Annotated in this window: 18 protein-coding genes and 1 pseudogene; 12 read left to right on the forward strand and 7 right to left on the reverse strand. The window is 44.8% G+C overall.

What is annotated here, in order from left to right; translation table 11 throughout:
- Positions 1-45: 45 nt before the first annotated feature.
- The 4 genes and pseudogenes from FTV48_RS05385 to fadB form a co-directional block, all read right to left on the reverse strand.
- Positions 46-471, reverse strand: coding sequence for a hypothetical protein (locus FTV48_RS05385; protein WP_005173119.1), 426 nt, complete (start codon positions 469-471; stop codon positions 46-48).
- A 150-nt stretch (positions 472-621) separates the two neighbouring features.
- A pseudogene (locus tag FTV48_RS05390) lies at positions 622-1,221 on the reverse strand (ImmA/IrrE family metallo-endopeptidase); the annotation flags it as partial.
- A 58-nt stretch (positions 1,222-1,279) separates the two neighbouring features.
- Positions 1,280-2,452 (reverse strand): acetyl-CoA C-acyltransferase FadA, encoded by a 1,173-nt coding sequence (gene fadA / locus FTV48_RS05395; RefSeq protein WP_005095215.1) that lies wholly within the window; start codon positions 2,450-2,452, stop codon positions 1,280-1,282.
- Positions 2,453-2,464: 12 nt separating this feature from the next.
- Positions 2,465-4,615 (reverse strand): fatty acid oxidation complex subunit alpha FadB, encoded by a 2,151-nt coding sequence (fadB, locus tag FTV48_RS05400; RefSeq protein WP_179999617.1) that lies wholly within the window; start codon positions 4,613-4,615, stop codon positions 2,465-2,467.
- 583 nt (positions 4,616-5,198) lie between these two features.
- Here fadB and FTV48_RS05405 point away from each other — a divergent pair.
- Positions 5,199-5,627, forward strand: a complete 429-nt coding sequence (locus tag FTV48_RS05405; protein WP_100354982.1) for a PH domain-containing protein — start codon at positions 5,199-5,201, stop codon at positions 5,625-5,627.
- A gap of 1 nt (position 5,628) precedes the next feature.
- Here the strand turns inward: FTV48_RS05405 and FTV48_RS05410 are convergent, their stop codons facing one another.
- Entirely contained in the window at positions 5,629-6,690 is a 1,062-nt protein-coding gene (locus tag FTV48_RS05410) for an AAA family ATPase (RefSeq protein ID WP_179999619.1), read from the reverse strand.
- A gap of 224 nt (positions 6,691-6,914) precedes the next feature.
- On the opposite strand from FTV48_RS05410, the gene uvrC reads away from it, so the two are divergent.
- The 3 genes from uvrC to pgsA all read left to right on the forward strand — a co-directional run bounded on the left by uvrC (position 6,915) and on the right by pgsA (position 10,319).
- Positions 6,915-8,714, forward strand: a complete 1,800-nt coding sequence (uvrC, locus tag FTV48_RS05415) for an excinuclease ABC subunit UvrC (RefSeq protein WP_005173083.1) — start codon at positions 6,915-6,917, stop codon at positions 8,712-8,714.
- A gap of 115 nt (positions 8,715-8,829) precedes the next feature.
- A complete protein-coding gene (locus tag FTV48_RS05420; protein WP_179999621.1) occupies positions 8,830-9,624 on the forward strand; it encodes a thioesterase family protein in 795 nt (264 codons plus the stop codon).
- A 107-nt stretch (positions 9,625-9,731) separates the two neighbouring features.
- On the forward strand, positions 9,732-10,319 hold the full coding sequence (gene pgsA, locus FTV48_RS05425; RefSeq protein ID WP_005095228.1) for a CDP-diacylglycerol--glycerol-3-phosphate 3-phosphatidyltransferase: 588 nt from the start codon (positions 9,732-9,734) through the stop codon (positions 10,317-10,319).
- 686 nt (positions 10,320-11,005) lie between these two features.
- Here pgsA and FTV48_RS05430 read toward each other — a convergent pair.
- On the reverse strand, positions 11,006-11,275 hold the full coding sequence (locus tag FTV48_RS05430; protein ID WP_005095230.1) for an oxidative damage protection protein: 270 nt from the start codon (positions 11,273-11,275) through the stop codon (positions 11,006-11,008).
- 29 nt (positions 11,276-11,304) lie between these two features.
- Entirely contained in the window at positions 11,305-12,735 is a 1,431-nt protein-coding gene (argH, locus tag FTV48_RS05435) for an argininosuccinate lyase (RefSeq protein ID WP_171294103.1), read from the reverse strand.
- On the opposite strand from argH, the gene FTV48_RS05440 reads away from it, so the two are divergent.
- The 8 genes from FTV48_RS05440 to FTV48_RS05475 all read left to right on the forward strand — a co-directional run bounded on the left by FTV48_RS05440 (position 12,726) and on the right by FTV48_RS05475 (position 19,439).
- The gene (locus tag FTV48_RS05440) at positions 12,726-13,880 is read left to right on the forward strand and encodes a sensor histidine kinase (protein WP_074383921.1); all 1,155 of its coding nucleotides are present in this window, start codon (positions 12,726-12,728) and stop codon (positions 13,878-13,880) included. The two genes, argH and FTV48_RS05440, sit on opposite strands and share 10 nt — an antisense overlap.
- A 69-nt stretch (positions 13,881-13,949) precedes the next feature.
- Positions 13,950-14,690, forward strand: coding sequence for a LytTR family DNA-binding domain-containing protein (locus FTV48_RS05445; RefSeq protein ID WP_005095238.1), 741 nt, complete (start codon positions 13,950-13,952; stop codon positions 14,688-14,690).
- A gap of 107 nt (positions 14,691-14,797) precedes the next feature.
- Entirely contained in the window at positions 14,798-15,721 is a 924-nt protein-coding gene (gene hemC, locus FTV48_RS05450) for a hydroxymethylbilane synthase (RefSeq protein WP_005095241.1), read from the forward strand.
- Positions 15,721-16,500: a uroporphyrinogen-III synthase gene (locus FTV48_RS05455; RefSeq protein ID WP_100354891.1), complete on the forward strand. Its 780-nt coding sequence runs from the start codon at positions 15,721-15,723 to the stop codon at positions 16,498-16,500. Before hemC ends, FTV48_RS05455 begins: the two co-directional genes overlap by 1 nt.
- Positions 16,497-17,333 carry a hypothetical protein gene (locus tag FTV48_RS05460; RefSeq protein WP_179999623.1) on the forward strand — a complete coding sequence of 279 codons (837 nt, stop codon included), beginning with the start codon at positions 16,497-16,499 and terminating at the stop codon, positions 17,331-17,333. The genes FTV48_RS05455 and FTV48_RS05460 overlap by 4 nt, the downstream gene beginning before the upstream one ends.
- A 6-nt stretch (positions 17,334-17,339) precedes the next feature.
- Positions 17,340-18,533 (forward strand): heme biosynthesis protein HemY, encoded by a 1,194-nt coding sequence (locus FTV48_RS05465; RefSeq protein ID WP_179999625.1) that lies wholly within the window; start codon positions 17,340-17,342, stop codon positions 18,531-18,533.
- Positions 18,534-18,541: 8 nt separating this feature from the next.
- Complete coding sequence (locus tag FTV48_RS05470; protein ID WP_100354888.1) at positions 18,542-18,970, forward strand: thioesterase family protein; 429 nt, start codon at positions 18,542-18,544, stop codon at positions 18,968-18,970.
- Positions 18,971-19,112: 142 nt separating this feature from the next.
- Positions 19,113-19,439: an H-NS family nucleoid-associated regulatory protein gene (locus FTV48_RS05475; protein ID WP_167381258.1), complete on the forward strand. Its 327-nt coding sequence runs from the start codon at positions 19,113-19,115 to the stop codon at positions 19,437-19,439.
- Positions 19,440-19,550: the final 111 nt, after the last annotated feature.

Raw genomic sequence — 19,550 nt, forward strand, 5'->3', positions numbered from 1 at the left:
AAAAAAAGATGTCGTAATGACATCTTTTTTATGCTTTTAAAAAGCTTAAGCCGCTTTTTTAAACCAAGAGAACCAGCCTTTTTTCTCAGCTTTTACTTCTGCTTGAGCAGCTTCGGCTTTCTCAGTAGTCGCGTCTTTTACTTCAGCAGCAGTTTCAACAGTTGCGTCTTTTGCTTCTGCTACTTCTGTTTTTGCAGCTTCAACTTGTTGTTCTGCGGTTGCTTGTGCAGTTTCTACTTGAGCAGTTGTTTCAGCTTTTACTGTTTCAACTTTCGCTTCAGTTACTTGTTTTGCATCTGTAGCAGTGGCTTGAGCAGCTTCAACTTTTGCTTGCACAGGCGCAACCGCTTCTGTAGCAACAGTTTGAACTGTAGTGGTTGTAGCAGCAGGTGCTACTTGAGCTTCAGTTGCCATTGCAGATGCAGAAGTTGCTACGATTGCAGTCGCAAGCATTGTTTTAAGCATGTTCATATAAACCCCTTAAGGAAGTAGGAAAAAAGAGGCTTGATCATACACAGATAAAATTTAAGCGATTCATAATTAAGATTTTAATGGTGGAAAAATAAACCAATTTTACAAAGGGATAACATTCTAGTTTAAATAAAAAAGCTCCGAAGAGCTTTAACTAATGACATAAAGCTTTGGTCGAGGTTTAGATTCTTCATATTTAATTAAAGAATCAAATGTTAGTTCATTAAAGTCTTTTTCAGATATACGAATTTCATCGAGCATTTTCTGCTTACTAAATTTTGGATCTGAAGCTAATGTTAAAATTAATTTAGGAAGCATTACGCTTTCATCACGGTGAGTTTCGTTAGGCTCATTAATGTGATAACCTAAGGTATTAATTTTCATAGAGTTAATTCGATAAAACCAATCTGTTATACGTTGCAATTTATGCGATTTATAATTTATAGCCTTTAAACATGTTCGCCATACTTTCTTATAGTCGATCATATTTTCAATCGTTAAATAAGAAGGAACTGTACTTAAAAAACCTTCAGTAGGCATTAAAAATTCTGAAGCAAACTTATCTGCTTCAGTTTCTAAAATACGATTGTCTACTTCATTGCGGACATATTTATTATGTGTGTGCATAACGGTGTGGCCTAATTCATGCGCACAATCGAATCTTACCCGTTCGGCAGATTTTGTATCATTCAAAAAAATAAACGGTGAGCCTGATTCATCATCAAAAAAAGAAAGGGCATCAATTTCTTTTTTTTGTATAAAAAACCCCGCACTAAGCGGGGTTTCTTTTTATCTCGGTATTTAAGAATTAAACACGTTCGATAATGGTCGCAATACCTTGACCCAAACCAATACACATGGTCGCAAGACCAATTTGCGTATCTTGCTGTTCCATCACGTTAAGCAGAGACGTGGTAATACGCGCACCAGAACAACCGAGTGGGTGACCCAACGCAATCGCACCACCGTTATGGTTCACGATGTCTTGCTTGTCATAAATGCCTAAGCCCTTAAGAACAGACAGACCTTGTGCAGCAAAGGCTTCGTTCAATTCAAAAGTCTGAATATCAGAAATGGCAAGGCCAGCACGTTTCAAGGCTTTTTGCGTTGCCGGAACCGGGCCGTAACCCATGATCGCAGCATCACAACCTGCAACTGCCATAGAGCGGATCACGGCACGTGGCTTAAGACCTAAGGCTTGTGCACGCTCATAAGACATGAGCAACATTGCAGAAGCACCATCAGACAAGGCTGAAGAGGTTGCCGCAGTCACTGTACCGCCTTTCGGATCGAACACTGGACGTAAAGCACGGAATGATTCGATGTTGGCATCCGGACGGATCACTTCATCGATATCACATAGAACTTTATAGCCATCAGCGTTGTGACCTTCAATACCTACAATCTCGTTCTGGAACAGACCATTTTCAGTCGCAGCCCAGGCACGACGATGAGATTCCACACCAAAGGCATCCTGTTCTTCACGGCTAATGCCATTCATACGACCCAGCATTTCAGCGGTTAAGCCCATCATGTTCGATGCTTTGGCATAATGCTTAGACGCTTCCGGGTTCAGGTCGATACCATGCATCATGCCCACATGGCCCATGTGCTCTACACCACCAATGATGAAGATATCACCCTGGTTGGTGGCAATTTGCGCTGCCGCAGTATGAATTGCCTGCATAGACGAACCACACAAACGGTTCACGGTTTGACCTGCCACAGTTTTCGGCAAGTCTGCCAGTAATGCGATATTACGGGCAATGTTCATCCCTTGTTCCAGAGTCTGGTTGACACAGCCCCAGATCACATCTTCAACTTCATTCGGGTCGAATTCGTTACGTACCATCAGGGCACGGACAAGTTCAGCAGACAGGCTGTCCGCACGTACATTGCGGAACATACCGTTTTTGGTTTTACCCATTGCTGAACGTACGCCATCGACGATGACAACGTCACGTGGATTTAAAGTAGCCATTCACGTTGCTCCTTAACCGTAGAATTTTTTGTTGTTAGCAGCCATTTCACGCAACATTTCTGGCGCTTCATAAGCTTTACCAAGGTGCGCATACTTATTGCAAAGCGCAACATACTCAGCTACACCGGTTTGATCGATGTAACGGCATGGACCACCACGGAATGGAGGGAAACCGACACCCATGATCATTGCCATATCTGCTTCAGAAGCAGTCGCGACAATGTTGTCTTCCAGGCAACGAACCGTTTCGTTACAGAAAGCCAGCATCATACGGTCAATGATTTCCTGAGCGTCAAATTCACGTTTTTCCACAGTTGCAACAGAGGCCACAAGCTCATATGCAGTTGGATCAACCACTTTGGCTTTTTTGCCTTTACGGTCAAGCTCATACTTGTAGAAACCCACGTCGTTCTTTTGACCCAGACGTTTGTTCTCATACATGGTTTGAATCGAACCTTTGAAGTCCGGTTTCATACGATCCGGGAAGCCTTCAGCCATCACTTCTGCACCATGCACGCCAGTATCAATACCGACAACGTCCATCAGGTAAGCAGGGCCCATCGGCCAGCCGAATTTTTCCATCACTTTATCGATTTGCTGGAAATCAGCACCATCTTTAAGCAATAGGTCAAATGCACCGAAGTAAGGGAACAATACGCGGTTGACCAGGAAGCCCGGGCAGTCATTCACCACGATTGGTGTTTTACCCATTTTCTGAGCAAGTACCACAGTCGTTGCAATGGCTTCGTCAGAGGTCTTCGCGCCACGGATCACTTCAACCAAAGGCATCATATGTACCGGGTTAAAGAAGTGCATCCCCACGAAGTTCTCAGGACGTTGCAGGCTTTCAGCCAGACGCGTGATCGAAATCGTAGACGTATTTGAAGCAATGATGGTGTTCTCACGTACTGATTTTTCAGTATCAGCAAGTACAGCAGCTTTGATTTTAGGGTTTTCAGTTACCGCTTCAATCACGATATCCACTTCTTTAAACTCTTCCAGGCTTAAAGTCGGACGGATACGTGCAAGCGTTTCACCCATTTTTGCTGGTGTCATTTTTTTGCGTTCAACCTGTTTGGTCAACAGTTTGTTCGCTTCAGACATACCCAATGCAAGCTGTGGATTACCAATATCTTTCATAATAATTGGTGTGCCTTTGCTCGCCGCCTGATAAGCAATACCACCACCCATGATACCTGCGCCTAGAACAGCCGCCTGGTTCACTGGATGCGCACCTTTTTCATAGCGCTTCGAGGTTTTTTTCACGATCTGGTCATTCAGGAACAAACCGATCAAGGCACCTGCTTGTGGTGTGACTGCTGCTTTAGCAAAACCTTCAGCTTCCGCTTTCAGCGCGTCATCACGATGCAGGCTCGCACCCGCTTGAAGAGAATCAAGCAGTAATTTTGGTGCAGGGTATTGAGCTGGATTAGCTTTTGCCAGAACCATGCCTTTCGATGAGTTAAACGCCATCATCTGTTCGATCGGGCTGAGTTTAACTGGATCGAGTTTTTCCTGACGCTTGGTTTTCCAGTCTAAACGGCCATGAATCGCCTGTTTTACCAGATCAAGTGCAGCATCTTGTAGCTTGTCAGCAGGAACGACAGCATCGACTGCGCCGTCTTTCAGTGCAGCAGCTGGCTTCTTAGGATTGGCCATTGCCATCCATTCTACCGCGTTGTCGATACCGATTAGACGGCTTAAACGCACTGTACCACCGAAGCCCGGGAAGATACCCAGCTTGATTTCAGGTAGGCCCACTTGTGCCTGTTCTGACATGACACGGTAGTCACACACCAGGCACATTTCGAAACCGCCACCCAGTGCCATGCCATTAATTGCAGCCACTTTAGGAATGTCGAGGTCTTCGAAGCTGTTAAAAATTTCATGTACTGGCATTGCCCAGTCAACAATCGCTTGTTCACCCTGAGCAAAGTTGTCGCCGAATTCAGTGATATCAGCACCTACAATAAATGTAGATTTGCCTGAAGTCACAATCAGACCTTGAATATCGGCATGGGAGACGGCTTCGATAGCAGCCTTGAAATCTTCAATCGTTGCACGGTTGAATTTGTTAACGGACTCACCTTGTAAGTCAAAGCGGAATTCTGCAATCCCGTCCTCAAGCATTTGGACGGTAATGGCATTGCCAGCGTGGATCATGCCCTGATCTCCTTTATTTTGGAGGACTTCTAAGTTGATGTTGTGAAGCAAGTGCGCATGTCCCGCGCACTTTTTGACTTCGCTAATCTTACGATAACTATATCCAAAAAGAACATAACAAGTTGTATCAAGCCGTGACGCAAGGGTCATCAATTTTTGCCGAATCGATTCCATCTGCGCTGTATTTTTGTTGCCGTTTTTGACCACAGCCTGAACTAAAGATTCTGTTTCAATTCATTATTTTTTATCGATTAGCCTGATTGATATGGAGCAGGGTGGACAATATTCAAGGGCAGGCTTTGCTGCTATTTGGTCAATTCAGTCAATTATCGCCCTGTGGAACAAGGAAAATCAGGGCTGAATCTCGCTCAGTACAGGGCGTGCAGGCATGTATAGATATTTTCGGATCAGCCTCAATAAAACTGTAGTTGATTGCTTTAGTCGAGGGTTTTCTGAGGATTTCAGCCCCAGCATGCCTATGTTGATGCTAGGCCTGAAATAACAGTGCTTCTGTTGAATATGACCTCTGTCATCTGGCACAGAATTGTTTATGATGATCAGGCACATAGATATGGGGATCTCGATGCAGGTATTTCGTTCCAAAAAAGACTGGTGGCTGGTCGCTTTTCTGATCTGTATGAGTGGCCTGTTACTGCAACTGCTGCTGACCATGCAGGCCAAAGGCACCCTGCAGCAATATCCACTGCACACCGCCATCTACATTCTGACCATTATTATTCTGTGGTGGCCGCTGTGGAGTACGCGCTATATGGTGGAAAATGGAGTGTTGAGCATTAAAAGCCTGTGGTTGAGCTGGCAGATTCCGTTGAGCGCCATCCAGTCCATTCAGCCGACGGATCATTCCATTATTGCACCGGCCTTGTCCTTAAAGCGTCTGCGGATTGACTATAGGGAAGACGGCATGCAGAAATTTGTATTGGTTTCACCTAAAGATCCGACCGCTTTTAGACAAGCGATTCAAGCAAATAAAACGGATATTGAGTCTGCATGATTTAAGCTTTTGCTTGCTCAGGCAGAACCACAAATTGTCCATCGACACAGTCCAGATGCAGACTGAACTGCTCGGGCTGGCTTAAAAAATACAGCGCCAGAACCGGTTCCAGTTCAGTACGCAGCTTGCGGCCCAAATGCCGGGCGCCGTAACGAATATCATAGCCCTGATAGAAATAGGCTTTGGCTGCATCCGATAAATGTACCTGTCGGTTTTGATGCTGTAGGCATTTATTGAGTTTTTCCAGTTCGATTTCGACCAGACGCGGCAGGGCATCATGCTGTACCGCCTGATAATGCAGGCTGCGGTCAATCCGGTTTAAAAATTCAGGATCGAATTTACGCTGCATGACTTTTTCAATAATACGCTGGGTGGGTACATGTTTCAGGCACAGTGCCTGCATTTGCTGTGGCAGGTAGCTGAGTTTCTCCAGATATTGCTGTGCGGCCTGTGCGCCGACATTACTGGTCATAAAGATCATGCAGTTACGGAAATCAATAGTTTTGGTTCCGGCTGTCAGGGTCAATCTTCCAGTATCCAGCACATTCATCAAACTACGAATCACTTCGTTACTGGCTTTTTCCAGTTCATCAAACAGCATGATGCCGGGACGGGTATGACTGCCGGCAATCGCCGTTTCATCAAACAGGCTATGCCCTTCTTTAGAACCGACATAACCTGGCGGCGCACCGGTGAGTGCCGCGGCATAATGTTCCTGTGCCAGGGTATTCATGTCAATCCGGCAGAAAGCATCCGGACGACCATAAATCGCTTCGGCAATCAGACGCACGGTTTCAGTTTTACCCACGCCGGTTGGGCCGAGCATCAAGGTGACCGAGAGTGGACGCTCCGGACTGGAGAAATCGGCCTTGACCACATGCAGCATTTTTTCAATTTCATTCAGTGCGGCATCCTGTCCAATCATCCGTTCACGCAGCAATTGCATCACGTGATTCGGCTCGAAATGAAAACGCGGTTTGCCAATCCGGCGATCACGCTCAGATGGGTGATGGGTGGAGCTGGATGGTTGAACAATATGGATGCCCGATTGCTGCATGGTCATGCGAATCATCTCAAAACTAGACCCTTCGAGCATAGCAAAGTTAAAGGTTGAAATTTAGAGCTTTTAGCAATCAGATCATGCGGAGAAAGCTATAGATTGCAAAGATGGCTGAGCTATAGTTTTAAATTGGGTGTCAAGTTGAGGGGAATTTTGTGTTTTCGCTTGAAAATAACCGAATAATCATCACATATATCTGCAGATTGCATGTAAAAAATAGGCTTTAGGTGAACGAAAACGCACGTCCTCATATCGAGAAAATTCTGGCCAATATGACCAGCCTGCCCGGGGTCTACCGGATGTATGGCAAAGACGGCGAACTGTTGTATGTGGGGAAAGCCAAAAATCTAAAAAACCGGGTCTCCAGCTATTTTGTCAAAACGCTGGATCATCCCAAAACCCAGGCCTTGGTGGCGCGGATTTATGATATTCAGACCTTGGTGGTGCGCTCTGAAACCGAAGCCTTGTTGCTGGAACAGAACCTGATCAAGCTGCATCATCCGCCGTATAACATTATGCTGCGCGATGATAAATCTTATGTCTATATCTTTGTTTCCGCAGATAAACCTTATCCACGACTGGCCAGTGGGCGCGGCAAGGGCAAGCATCAGGTCGGCAAGTTTTTTGGGCCTTATCCGAGTGCCTATACCGCCCGGGATACCTTGGTGGTGCTGCAAAAACTGTTTAATGTGCGTTCCTGTGAAAACAGCTTTTTTGCCAACCGAACCCGTCCTTGTCTGCAATACCAGATCAAGCGCTGTTCTGCGCCCTGTGTCGGATTTATCTCTCCGGAAGACTACAAAGCAGATGTGGATAACTCGATTCGCTTTTTGCAGGGCGATACCAAGGAGCTGAATCAGGAACTGATCGCAAAAATGGAAGCGGCAGCCGAAGCTCTGGAATTTGAAAAAGCCGTGTTCTATCGCGATCGGATGGCACTGTTAAGAGATGTGCAGTCACAGCAGGCGATTTATAAGCTCAAAGGCGAAGCCGATATCCTGTCTATTGCTTATCAGGCCGGGGTGACCTGTGTGCAGATCATGCATGTGCGCAACGGTAAAATGCTCGGCGGAAAAAGCTATTTCCCGGATATGCTCAGTGATGATCTAGGGCAGATGCTTGCCGATTTTATTGCCAATTTCTATTTTCAGGTGGCGGATGAAATTCCGGCCGAGCTGATTGTCAATGTCGAAGTGGCCGATCGCAAGGAACTGGAAGCTGCCTTGTCGCAGCATTTTGACAAGAAAATCCAGATCAAGTCCAAGGTACGAGAAACCCGCGCGGAATGGCTGGAACTGGCACAAATGAATGTACAGCATGCGATTCAGGGCAAGCTGGCCAATCATTTTGAGCTGAATGACCGTTTCCATCAGCTGGAACAGGTGGTCGGCCGCCCGGTGGACCGGATCGAATGTTTTGATATTTCGCATACCATGGGTGAAGACACTATCGCGTCTTGTGTGGTATTTGATAGTGGTGGGGTACGTAAACGTGATTATCGTCAGTTTTCCATCCATGACATTCAGGCGGGCGATGACTATGCCGCCATGCGTCAGGCTTTGACCCGTCGTTATAAAAAAGCCATGCTGCCAGATTTACTCCTGATTGATGGCGGCAAGGGGCAACTGCATATGGCGATGGAAGTGATGCAGGAACTGGGGCTGGAGGCCTTTATGGTCGGTGTGTCCAAAGGCGAGGGGCGTAAACCCGGTCTGGAAACCCTGCACTTTACCGATGGTCGCAAGATTCAGTTGCCAGAAGATCATAAGGCACTCCATTTGATTCAGCAGGTGCGGGATGAAGCGCATCGCTTTGCGATTACCAAGCACCGCGCCAAACGCGATAAAAAACGCGGTTCATCGGTACTAGAAGTCATTCCGGGCCTTGGGCCAAAACGCCGTCGTGACCTGTTGACCCATTTTGGCGGGATTCAGGGCGTACTGAAAGCCTCAGAAAGAGATCTGCAACTGGTGCCGGGATTGGGTTCAGTCATGGCACGGATGATCTATAAAGTGCTGCATGAATAATTATCAAGCCCAATGCAAGGGCAAAAGAGCACATTGACGCACGGGTCATTGATCATTCACAGCAGAGCAAGCTTGACTCAATATACTGAGGATCAAGACTCACTGAGGGATCAACATGTCTTTGCAGGCGCTTTATGCACAAATTTCCGAACAGGAATGGGTGGAATTTCCATCAGGGTGGTTACAGGGGCGCACCCTGTATGGTGGTCTGGCTGCAGCAATGATGATGCAAAAAGCGGTTATTCAGATCAATAATCCGGCCAAACATCTGCTCAGTTGCAGCGTCACCTTTGTTGGGCCGATCCAACAGGCGAAAGTGCGACTGAGTGCTGAAATTTTGCGGGAAGGTAAGTCGGTCACCACCATCGAAGTACGTCTATGGCAAGACGAGGTAGTACAAAGTATTCTGATTGCCAGTTTTGGTATCTCGCGTGACTCGGAAATTCAGGTGCAGCAAGAAGAACAGGCACCTGACTATGCTGCACCAGAGCAGCTGTTGCAGATTCCTGCGGGTTATGGCCTGCCAGAATGTTATGACCATTTTGAAATCGCCTGGGCGGACGTCAATCTGCCTTGTAGTGCCAGCTCACGTCCGGACTTTGGCGGCTGGTGCCGTTTTCATCCTGAAAAGCATAGCAATCGTGAATTCCTGATCGCTGACCTGATGGCAATTTTCGACATCTGGCCACCTGGTGTACTGCCGATGTTTAAAAGTATGGCACCCGCGAGTAGTCTGACCTGGAGCGTGACCTATGTGCATCCGCTTCAGCATCAACTGCATGATTGGTTTAAATATAAGGTATTTACGGATCATGCTGCGGATGGTTATGCAACCGAGCATGCCTATCTCTGGGATGCAGAAAATCGCCTGATTGCGATGGCAAGACAAACAGTGACAGTGTTTGCCTAGTGACACTGACAGCCAATTCGTATAAAGTGAAGCCTATTAATGATGGATCAAACCTCTAAAAAAGTGTGCATTTTCATCATACATTAGGGGAACAATTGGCGGTGTCTATGACTACAGGTCGTATCCTGAATATTCCAAATATCTTGACCTTGGCGCGTATCGCTCTTATTCCGGTATTTTTATTGGTGGCTTACTGGCCGCCTGCAATGGGCTTTGAAGCCAACCATTCCGACATGACACGGCATATTATTTTGACCACGATTTTTGTAGTGGCTGCAGTGACGGACTGGTTTGATGGCTATCTGGCTCGAACTTTAAACCAGACCTCTGCTTTTGGCCGTTTTCTCGATCCGGTCGCAGATAAATTGATGGTCGCAGCTGCGCTGATTGTATTGGTGCAATGGCAACCTTCGATGTCGATGGCTTTTGCTGCGATTGTGATTATTTCACGTGAAATTACTGTTTCAGCATTACGTGAATGGATGGCAGAACTGGGTGCACGAACAAATGTTGCAGTATCAACCGTGGGTAAATACAAAACGGCTTTTCAGATGATTGCGATTACCGTGTTTTTGCTGAACTGGCCACCACTGGAAATGCTGGCCTATGCCTTATTGTACACAGCAGTCATCCTGACTTTATGGTCGATGTTTATTTATCTGAAAGCGGCTTGGCCCTATTTGAAACAGCCTTAAGCAAAATTAAAAAATAAGCTCCTTGAAAGGGGCTTTTTTTATGCTCCGAAATTATCAAAATTTGATAAATCACAGGCAAAAAAATACCCAGCCTTTGGGGGAAGAACTGGGATGAAATCGGGGTATTTGTTGCTTATTGTTATAGTTATTCAAAGATATCTCATCTTCTTAGAGCTCATTATAAAGAGACCATTTTACAAAATCATATGACTTCTTGTAGCAGATTGTTGTGTTTTGTGATCAGTCTGTATGTAGGATTTACAATCTATAATTTTGATACAAATATGAATGTTTTTCAGCAGGATAGTGGCTGACTATTGGCGGGGGATAGGCTAGGTAAAAATGCTTTTTAATCCTTCAGCTTTTGTCTAAAAAGTACAGAATACCGGCCGCCGCCCAATCAAAACCCTGAATTCAAGACATCAATAACTTAGCTTGCTGCTATTACTCTGTTCTTGAAATTTGAAAGCGCTATTGGAAAGAAAGATTTATAATTTCAGAAATGAAAAAGAGCCTCAAAAGAGACTCTTTTAGATTAAAGCCTACGCGCAGCATAGCTGCTTGTCTTGCGTTCGGGTGGAGCAGTATTAGAGATACTAAAAAGGAGCCTTTTCAGACCCCTTTATCACATTCGAAACTACGCGCTTCGCTTGTCTTGCGTAATGTTTAGAGCAGCGCTCTAAACATTACTCAGGCTTTAGCCCTTCAGCTTTTTCCAAAGTTTCGTCATTGCTAAAGAACTTTTCACGTTGTTCTTCTAGAAACTTTTTCGCGTCCGGTTCAAATACGTTTAAACGCTTTTCATTAATCAGCGTAGTCTGGTGTTTGAGCCATTCCTGCCAAGCCTGTTTAGACACATGGTCAAACAGTTCCTGACCCTTGGGGCCTGGGAAGGGTGCAAAGTCCAGGCCTTCCATTTCTTGTTGATACTTACGGCAAAATACTTGTCGAGACATATCAATACTCCGAATTTAAGCTAAAAAAGTTAAGCGTAAAGATTTTCTAAGCGAGTATAAGCACGGGCAATAGCAGCTTCGACTTGCGCAGGTGCAGTTCCACCAATATGGTTACGTGCATTCACAGATGCTTCAAGTGTTAACGCTTTTTCAAATACATCGGCCTGAATCAGGTCAGAGAACTGTTGAAGTTGCTCAAGTGTCAGCTCAGACAAATCTTTCGACTCTGCAACACCCAGTGCTACAGCTTTGCCGACAATTTCGTGCGCATCACGGAATGCCACGCCATTTTTCACCAGGTAATCTGCCAGATCAGTCGCAGTAGAGAAACCACGTAGCGCTGCTTCGCGCATTTCAGCAATGTTTGGAACCAGTGCAGGAATCATGTCGGCAAATGCCATCAATGAACCACGTACCGTATCGATCGCATCAAACAAGGGTTCTTTGTCTTCCTGATTGTCTTTGTTGTACGCCAGCGGCTGGCCTTTCATCAGGGTCAGCAGGCTCATCAGGTCGCCATAGACACGGCCAGTTTTACCACGTACCAGTTCAGGCACATCCGGGTTTTTCTTCTGTGGCATGATTGAAGAGCCTGTACAGAAACGATCTGGAATATTCACGAATTTGAACTGAGCAGATGTCCATAGAATCAGTTCTTCGGACATACGAGACAAGTGCATCATAATTAACGATGCAGCAGCATTAAATTCAATTGCAAAATCACGATCCGATACTGCGTCTAAAGAGTTTTCAGCAACGGCTTCAAAACCTAACAGCTCAGCGGTGTAAGCACGCTCAATCGGGTAGGTGGTTCCTGCAAGTGCAGCAGAACCCAGTGGCATACGGTTGACACGTTTACGGCAATCAATCAGACGCTCAGAGTCGCGTACCAGCATTTCAAACCAGGCCATTAAGTGATGACCAAAAGTCACCGGCTGAGCGGTTTGTAAATGGGTGAAGCCCGGCATGATGGTATCGGTATTTTTAGCCGCCAAGCTTAAAATACCTTTTTGTAATTTTTCGAGTAATTTTAAAATCGCATCAATTTCATCACGTACATAAAGACGAATGTCAGTTGCGACCTGATCATTACGGCTACGGCCAGTGTGTAATTTCTTGCCTGTGATGCCAATACGCTGAGTCAGGCGCGACTCAATGTTCATGTGCACATCTTCTAGGTCAATGCGCCATTCGAACTTACCTGCTTCAATATCGGCTTGAATGGCAGTCAGACCTTCGATGATGTCATCGCGTTCCTGTGCCGTCAGTACGCCTACTTTGGCCAGCATGGTTGCATGGGCAATCGAGCCTGCAATATCCTGTTTATAAAAACGTTGGTCAAATTGAACAGATGCTGTAAATTCAGCAACAAAAGCATCAGTCGCTTCAGAGAAACGACCACCCCACATACCCGAAGTCTGGGCTTGTGATGGATTAGAGGAATTAGAAGATGTGGTCATGTCGGCTCAATCAGATTAAAAGCAGTAGAACGAAAAAGAGTATAACAAATTCAAAGCCTATTGCCGAAGTCACATCTGCTCAATCTTTCGCATCGATAAACGGGCAAACACAAAGTTCCTATTTTTTTAGCCAGATTGGCAATCTTCGCTATTTGCTGGAACTGTTTGTCGGCGGCAATATTCTGGCCATGATTCTAGCGCTCGCAGAAGCACAGTCGTGGCAAGCTTTAAATGCGATGCATCTGCTGCAATATATGCTGTATATCAACTGGGTACTGTTATGTTTTGCAGCACTGGTGGAATTATTCCATCAGGCCTTTCAGCATATGGGGATTAAGCTGGCGCTCATTTCCGGTTTTTTGCTACTACAGGCCATTGTGGTGCTGACCACCATCAGTCTGAATGTTGTGATACATTTTGGAATGAATTTTAATTTTCAGGGCTTAAACCTGGCAATTGCCCTGGATCAGGTCGGGTTGCATCTCAGTTTGGGTGTTTTGCTCGGTATGTTTTGTTTTCGCTATCTGTATTTGCGTGAACAATGGGAACAGCAGCAGCATAGTGAACTGAATGCTCGGATTCAGGCCATGCAAGCGCGGATTCAACCGCATTTTCTGTTCAATAGTATGAACAGTGTGATTAGCCTGATCAGCATCGATCCGGATAAAGCCGAACAGATGCTGCTGAATCTGTCCCGCTTATTTCGTGCCAGTTTTCAGGAATTGAAACTGGTCAGTCTGCAAGAGGAAATTGATCTGTGCCAGCGCTATCTGGAGATTGAGCAGATCCGTTTGGGTGAACGCCTGCAAATCGAATGGAAGTTAGAAAACAAAGACTTATACTCACAAGTACAAATCCCATTATTAACTTTACAACCCTTGTTAGAAAATAGTATTTTCCATGGAGTTGAAAAAATTCTCACAAAGAGTACGATAAGTATATTGGTTGAAATATTGCAAAATCAAATTAATATCATTATTACTAACCCTTATACGCAGGATAATAAAACTTTAAAAAAGGGGCATGGTATTGCAATAGAAAATGTCAGACAGCGTCTGCAAGCTTATTACGGACCCAGTATGACCTTTCAAACCTTTGCCGGCGAAGGGATGTTTACGACGGTAGTGCGATATCAATATAAATAAAAATAAATCAAAGAAATCGCAGTTAGCTTTATCATGTATTTGATCATGTTAACTGGGTAAGGAGGAGCAATGGACATCCTGATTTGTGATGATGAGCCTTTGGCTGTCGAGCGATTATCACGTTTAGTCTCTCAGCTGGGGCATGATGTGGTGGCGACTGCAAGTCATGGTCGTCAAGCGATTGATCTGGCTCACCAATACGAACCCGATGTCATACTATTAGATATTCAAATGCCTGAAATGAATGGCCTTGCTTGTGCGCAGTATTTGCGTCAGCTGGACCCGATGCCGGCAATTATCTTTTGTACGGCCTATGACCAACATGCGCTGGATGCATTTAAATCAAATGCCGAAGGCTACTTGCTTAAACCCGTGATGCAACAGGAATTGGCACAGGTTTTGGAGCACTTAACTAAACTTACCCAAGCTCAGATGAGCCAACTAAAACAAAAAGAAAATATGGACGAAATCAATATCAGCCGCCAGCAGATTGCGGCAAAGACCTATCGTGGTGTCGAATTGGTGCCAGTTGAAAATATCTATTATTTTCTGGCGGATCAGAAATATGTCACTGTACGTCATAAAAACGGCAGTGTACTGATTGATGAAACCTTAAAGGAGCTAGAGCAGGAGTTTGGGAACCAGTTTATCCGGATTCATCGTAATGCCTTGATCTCGGTGAATTATCTGGATGGTCTGGAAGTGGTCAGTTCAGGTCAGTATCAGGTGCGTTGTCGTGAGCTGGACGACCGTTTAGCGGTCAGTCGGCGACATTTGCCATTTTTAAGGGATCGGATTCAAAAGCTATAGCAGGAATCAATGAGAGCATTCAGTTGAAACTTGTATAAATTCACTTGCATTTTAAAGTGAGCAGGTTAAGTTTAGACTATTGTTCTCATTTACTGTTATTGAAATTTATGAAGACCCTAAAAATTGCAACTCGACAAAGTCCACTTGCGCTTTGGCAAGCGGAACATATCCGTGCGCGCCTACAAGATTTGCACGCTGGTTTGCAGGTCGAGTTAGTCACTTTTGTTACACAGGGCGATAAAATCCTAGATACGCCGCTGGCCAAAATTGGTGGTAAAGGTCTATTTGTAAAAGAATTAGAAGCTGCTTTACTCGATGGCCGTGCCGATCTGGCCGTACATTCCATGAAGGATGTACCGATGGCATTGCCGGAAGGGCTGAGCCTTGCGGTGATCTGTGAGCGTGAAGATCCACTGGATGCCTTTGTCTCGAATACCTATGCCAGCTTTGATGAATTGCCACAGGGCGCCAAAGTGGGCACTTCCAGTTTGCGCCGTAAAACCCAGATTTTAAAACAGCGTCCTGATCTCGAAATCATTGATTTGCGCGGGAATGTCGGTACACGTTTGTCCAAGCTGGATGCCGGTCAGTATGATGCGATTATTCTGGCCAGTGCCGGTTTGAAACGTTTAGGTCTGGCAGAACGTATTCGTCATACTCTGACTCCTGAAATCAGTCTACCGGCCGTAGGTCAAGGTGCACTGGGGCTGGAATGCCGTACCCATGATCAGGCGGTACTGGACTTGATTCAGCCATTATTACATGCAGAAACGGATGCCTGCGTGCGTGCTGAGCGTGCCTTTAATGCCTATCTGGAAGGCGGATGTCAGGTGCCGATTGCCGGCTATGCCACGCTCCAGAATGATGTGATTTCAATCGAAGGTCGCGTTGGCAGTGTTGATGGAACGGTTTTGCTGCGTGCACAGCACACTGGAAAAATTGCAGAAGCTGAACAGTTAGGGGTGGAATTGGCCAAAAATTTACTCGATCAAGGTGCAGGCGAGTTGCTGAAAGCACTTTATTCAAACTGATGTTACTGATTAATACCCGTCCGAGTGAGCGTGCTGCGGGTTTGACTCAGCAGTTACAGGCAGCGCAGATTTCTGTACTAGAATTGCCTTTGCTGGAATTGCACGCACAGCCTTATTCCGACGAGCTGTTACGCTTGTATCGCCAGCTGGATCAGGCCAAAATCATTGTGGTGGTCAGTCCGACTGCCGCCCAGATTGGCATGCAATATTTACAGCAAGCGGAAATTATCTTATCGCGCTTGGCAGATGTGCAATGGGTGGCGGTGGGTAAAGCCACTGAGCAGGCGCTGGCTGGTTATGGTATTCAAAGTCATGTGCCTGAACTTGAAACTTCGGAAGGCATGTTGCAATTACCCGTGTTAAGGCAACTGCCTGCTGGCTCAGCTGTGGCCTTCTGGCGCGGAGAAGGCGGCCGTCAATTTATGATGGATCATCTGCGCGCAAATAATATCAAAATTTTGAATTTTATTTTATATCGGCGGCAATGCCCCGCAAGCACAGCAATAATTTTGGCAGAAAACCTGGCATTGCTTGAAGCGCAGCAGCGCTTTGCCGTGCTAATCAGCAGTGAAGCAAGCTGGTTAAACTGGCTGACATTAATGCAGGATAACTCGGATTTAATGCATCAGGCCCGTTATTTGGTTTTGGGGCCGCGTTTGGCCACTCTTCTTGGGGAATATCAACAGCAGCATCAGGCAGGGTTTGAATTTGTGCAAATTGATGATTTAGAGGCGAATACGATCTTGCAAAAAATGAGACTGATACTAGGGAACGCATGAAGAAACTATTTATTGTATTTTTCATTTTGAGTGTGGTGTGGCTCATCAAACTCAGCTATGACCTTTATGTTCTCAATGCAGCGCAGACTGGACTTCATCAAGGTGTTAAACAGTTGCAGCAGCAAAATGCCAATCTCAATGATCAGTTTGTGGCATTAAAACGCCAGTTTACCGCCCAGCAGCAAAATGCAGGCACTCCCTCAGCTCAGGCAGCAGCTGCAGTGCTAACTGCTGACATGCAGAATGATATTGCTCTCGTACAACAGCAGCTGGATCTGATTGAATTTGCACTGCAACAGCAACAATATGCCACCGCCATTGAAAAACTAAACCACCTGCAGAATGAGTTGGATGAGTATGTTTTGGCGCCTGCCTTGGTCAGTAGTCTGCAGCAAGTAATTGCGAAAGATCAGGACATGCTGAAAAAATTCGTCAATAGTCGCTTGGTGCAGCAAAATAAATTAAAAGAAGTATTGATGCAGATGGATGCTGAAATTGAAAAAGAAATTCAGGCTCCGCATCTTCAAAGTTTGGAAACTCAACGCTCTTTCTGGCAGCGCTGGATTCAGATCGAAGCTGCAGAGCAGCCGAGTACCGTATTAATGCAACGGCATCTGGTATTGAAAGAAGCTCAGTTGCGCTTGCTCATTGCACAAAATACGTTGCAGCAAGATCAATCTGTCGCCTTTCAGCAAGCGTTGAATGCGGTGATTGATGTCTTGGAGCAATTACCGGATGCACGTAGTCAGTACTGGATTCAGCAGTTGCATCAAATCAAGGCCACACCGGTCACTCCGACGCCTTTATTAAATACACGCACCTTAGTTGGCTAATTGCTTATGAAACAGATTTTGCTGGCCTATTTATTTATCTGCCTACTGGGTATAGCGGGGCTGAGCATCCTGAGTTATGGGCATGGGGGCGGCTATGTCTATTTATATTGGCGTGAGTGGCAGTTACAAACTAGCCTGTGGTTTTTGGCGGCCTCACTGGTCACGTTCAGTTTTCTGATTCATTGCCTCTGGTACGCGATCAAACAGTATCGCAGCCGTGAACAGCGTAAAAATGAAACCGTATTTAGTTTTGCCCATTTACATCCTTATGAACAACTGGCTGTAATCTGGTTATTAAATGCAGCTCAGGATCAACGGGATTTTATTCAGCAGTCTTTTAGCAAGTCGGGCTTACTCAAACATATTATTGATGCACGATTATCTTGGGGGCAACAGCAATATACAGATGCCTTGACTGCTTTAAATCAGTCTAACCCGATGGCATTTGAGTTGGCAGAATTGCAGCGAATTGAAATTTATTTATCGCAACAGCACGGTGAGCAAGCACTGACCCATTTAGAATTTTTAAATCAGCATGAATTATCACCATGGTTAATACAGGTGAAACCAGCCTATGAACAGCGACTCACCACATTATGGGGCGTATTTGCCCTACAGTTTCCCTGGTTATATTTACGCTCGACTAAATATGGACATTTAGAACAAGAAGTAAAAAAAATATGGCTTGAACAATTATTATTGGCCTATGATCAAGCCACACAAGATGATTTAATTTATTTACAACAGCGTTATTTAGATTTAAAAAAGCAAGTATTTGATCGTGACTATACAGTCAAGTTATTATGGTTGAAATTATTATTCAGAATACCTGAAATGAGTGCCGAACATGAAACAATGGCAATTCATTTATTAGAGCAACAATTTAATCAGGACGTATTTTATTTGTGGTTTCAACAGCAATTGTTACGGCAGAATCCGGATTATGATCATATTGCACAGCAGATTTCGCATTGGGAAACCAAGTATCCGGCATTACCGATTTTGAGTTTTGCAAAATGGCATGTGTTACAGGCCACCAGTTATACAGAGGAAGCCCAGCATTTGCTTGACTTATATCCTGATGATATTCGTATGAGTTATTTGAGAATTAAAGCGGCCTTACAAGACCGTGAAGACTTGCTCCAGCAGTTAAATGCAGTATTTGAGTCCAATGTAAACTTTATCGAAATTAAAATTTGAGAATCATCATGTCAGAATTACAACAATATCCAGTGGTTTATGCACAGAGTGTGGCATGGGGAGACATGGATGCATTGGGTCATGTGAATAATGCCATGTATTATCGTTATATAGAAAATGCACGTCTGGCTTATCTGAATGCATTGGATTTACTGAATGAATCGGTCTCTACGGTGGTCTCTTCAAATCAGTGCCGTTATTTAAAACCGGTGGTTTTTCCAGATCATTTAAAAATTGCAGCACGTATTGAAGAGATTCGAAATAGTGCATTCCGCATGCATTATTTATTATGGAGTGAAAAACAGCAAAGTATAGTGGCAACTTCTGAAGCGGTTATTGTTTGTATTGATCAAAAAACCCTGCAGAAAACTCAAATTCCAGAACATATCCGAAAGAAAATCGAAGCACTTGAATTAACAGCCGGACATGAAATCTAAAAAATGAATTGATTATTTAATTTTGTCATTATTTCTAAACTTTATTGTTATTGATTTAAATATTTATATTGAATGTTTTATTTAATATAAATATGATGGGGTATTATTTAACAAAACAAATAATATTATTTAATCGGAGAGCATTATGCCAGATATTACTCATTTATCAGTAGAAGAGTTAAAGCGTTTACAAGCCGAAGCAGAATCACTGATTGCTTCAAAAAAAGACCAAGAGATCGAAGATGCTTATCAGCAAATCTTGGCCGTTGCTGACAAAGTAGGTATGACGGTTGAACAGTTACTTGAATTTGGCGCGTCTAAACGCAAGAAATCATCACGTAAATCGGTAGAGCCACGTTATCGTAGCAAAAGCAACCCAGATGATACCTGGACGGGTCGTGGCAAGCAGCCGCGCTGGTTGGTGGCAGAGCTGGACAAAGGTGCCAAGCTTGAAGATTTCTTGATCTAAGCCTCGATTTGATCTCGTCATTAGGCTGTCATACAGACAGTCTAAGATTGCTGAACCAAGCATGATTGCTTGGTTTTTTTATATCTATGAATTGGCGTTGGGAAAAAAGTG

It is taken from the genome of Acinetobacter sp. YH18001, from assembly GCF_013416975.1.
GTDB classification, from domain to species: domain Bacteria; phylum Pseudomonadota; class Gammaproteobacteria; order Pseudomonadales; family Moraxellaceae; genus Acinetobacter; species Acinetobacter pseudolwoffii.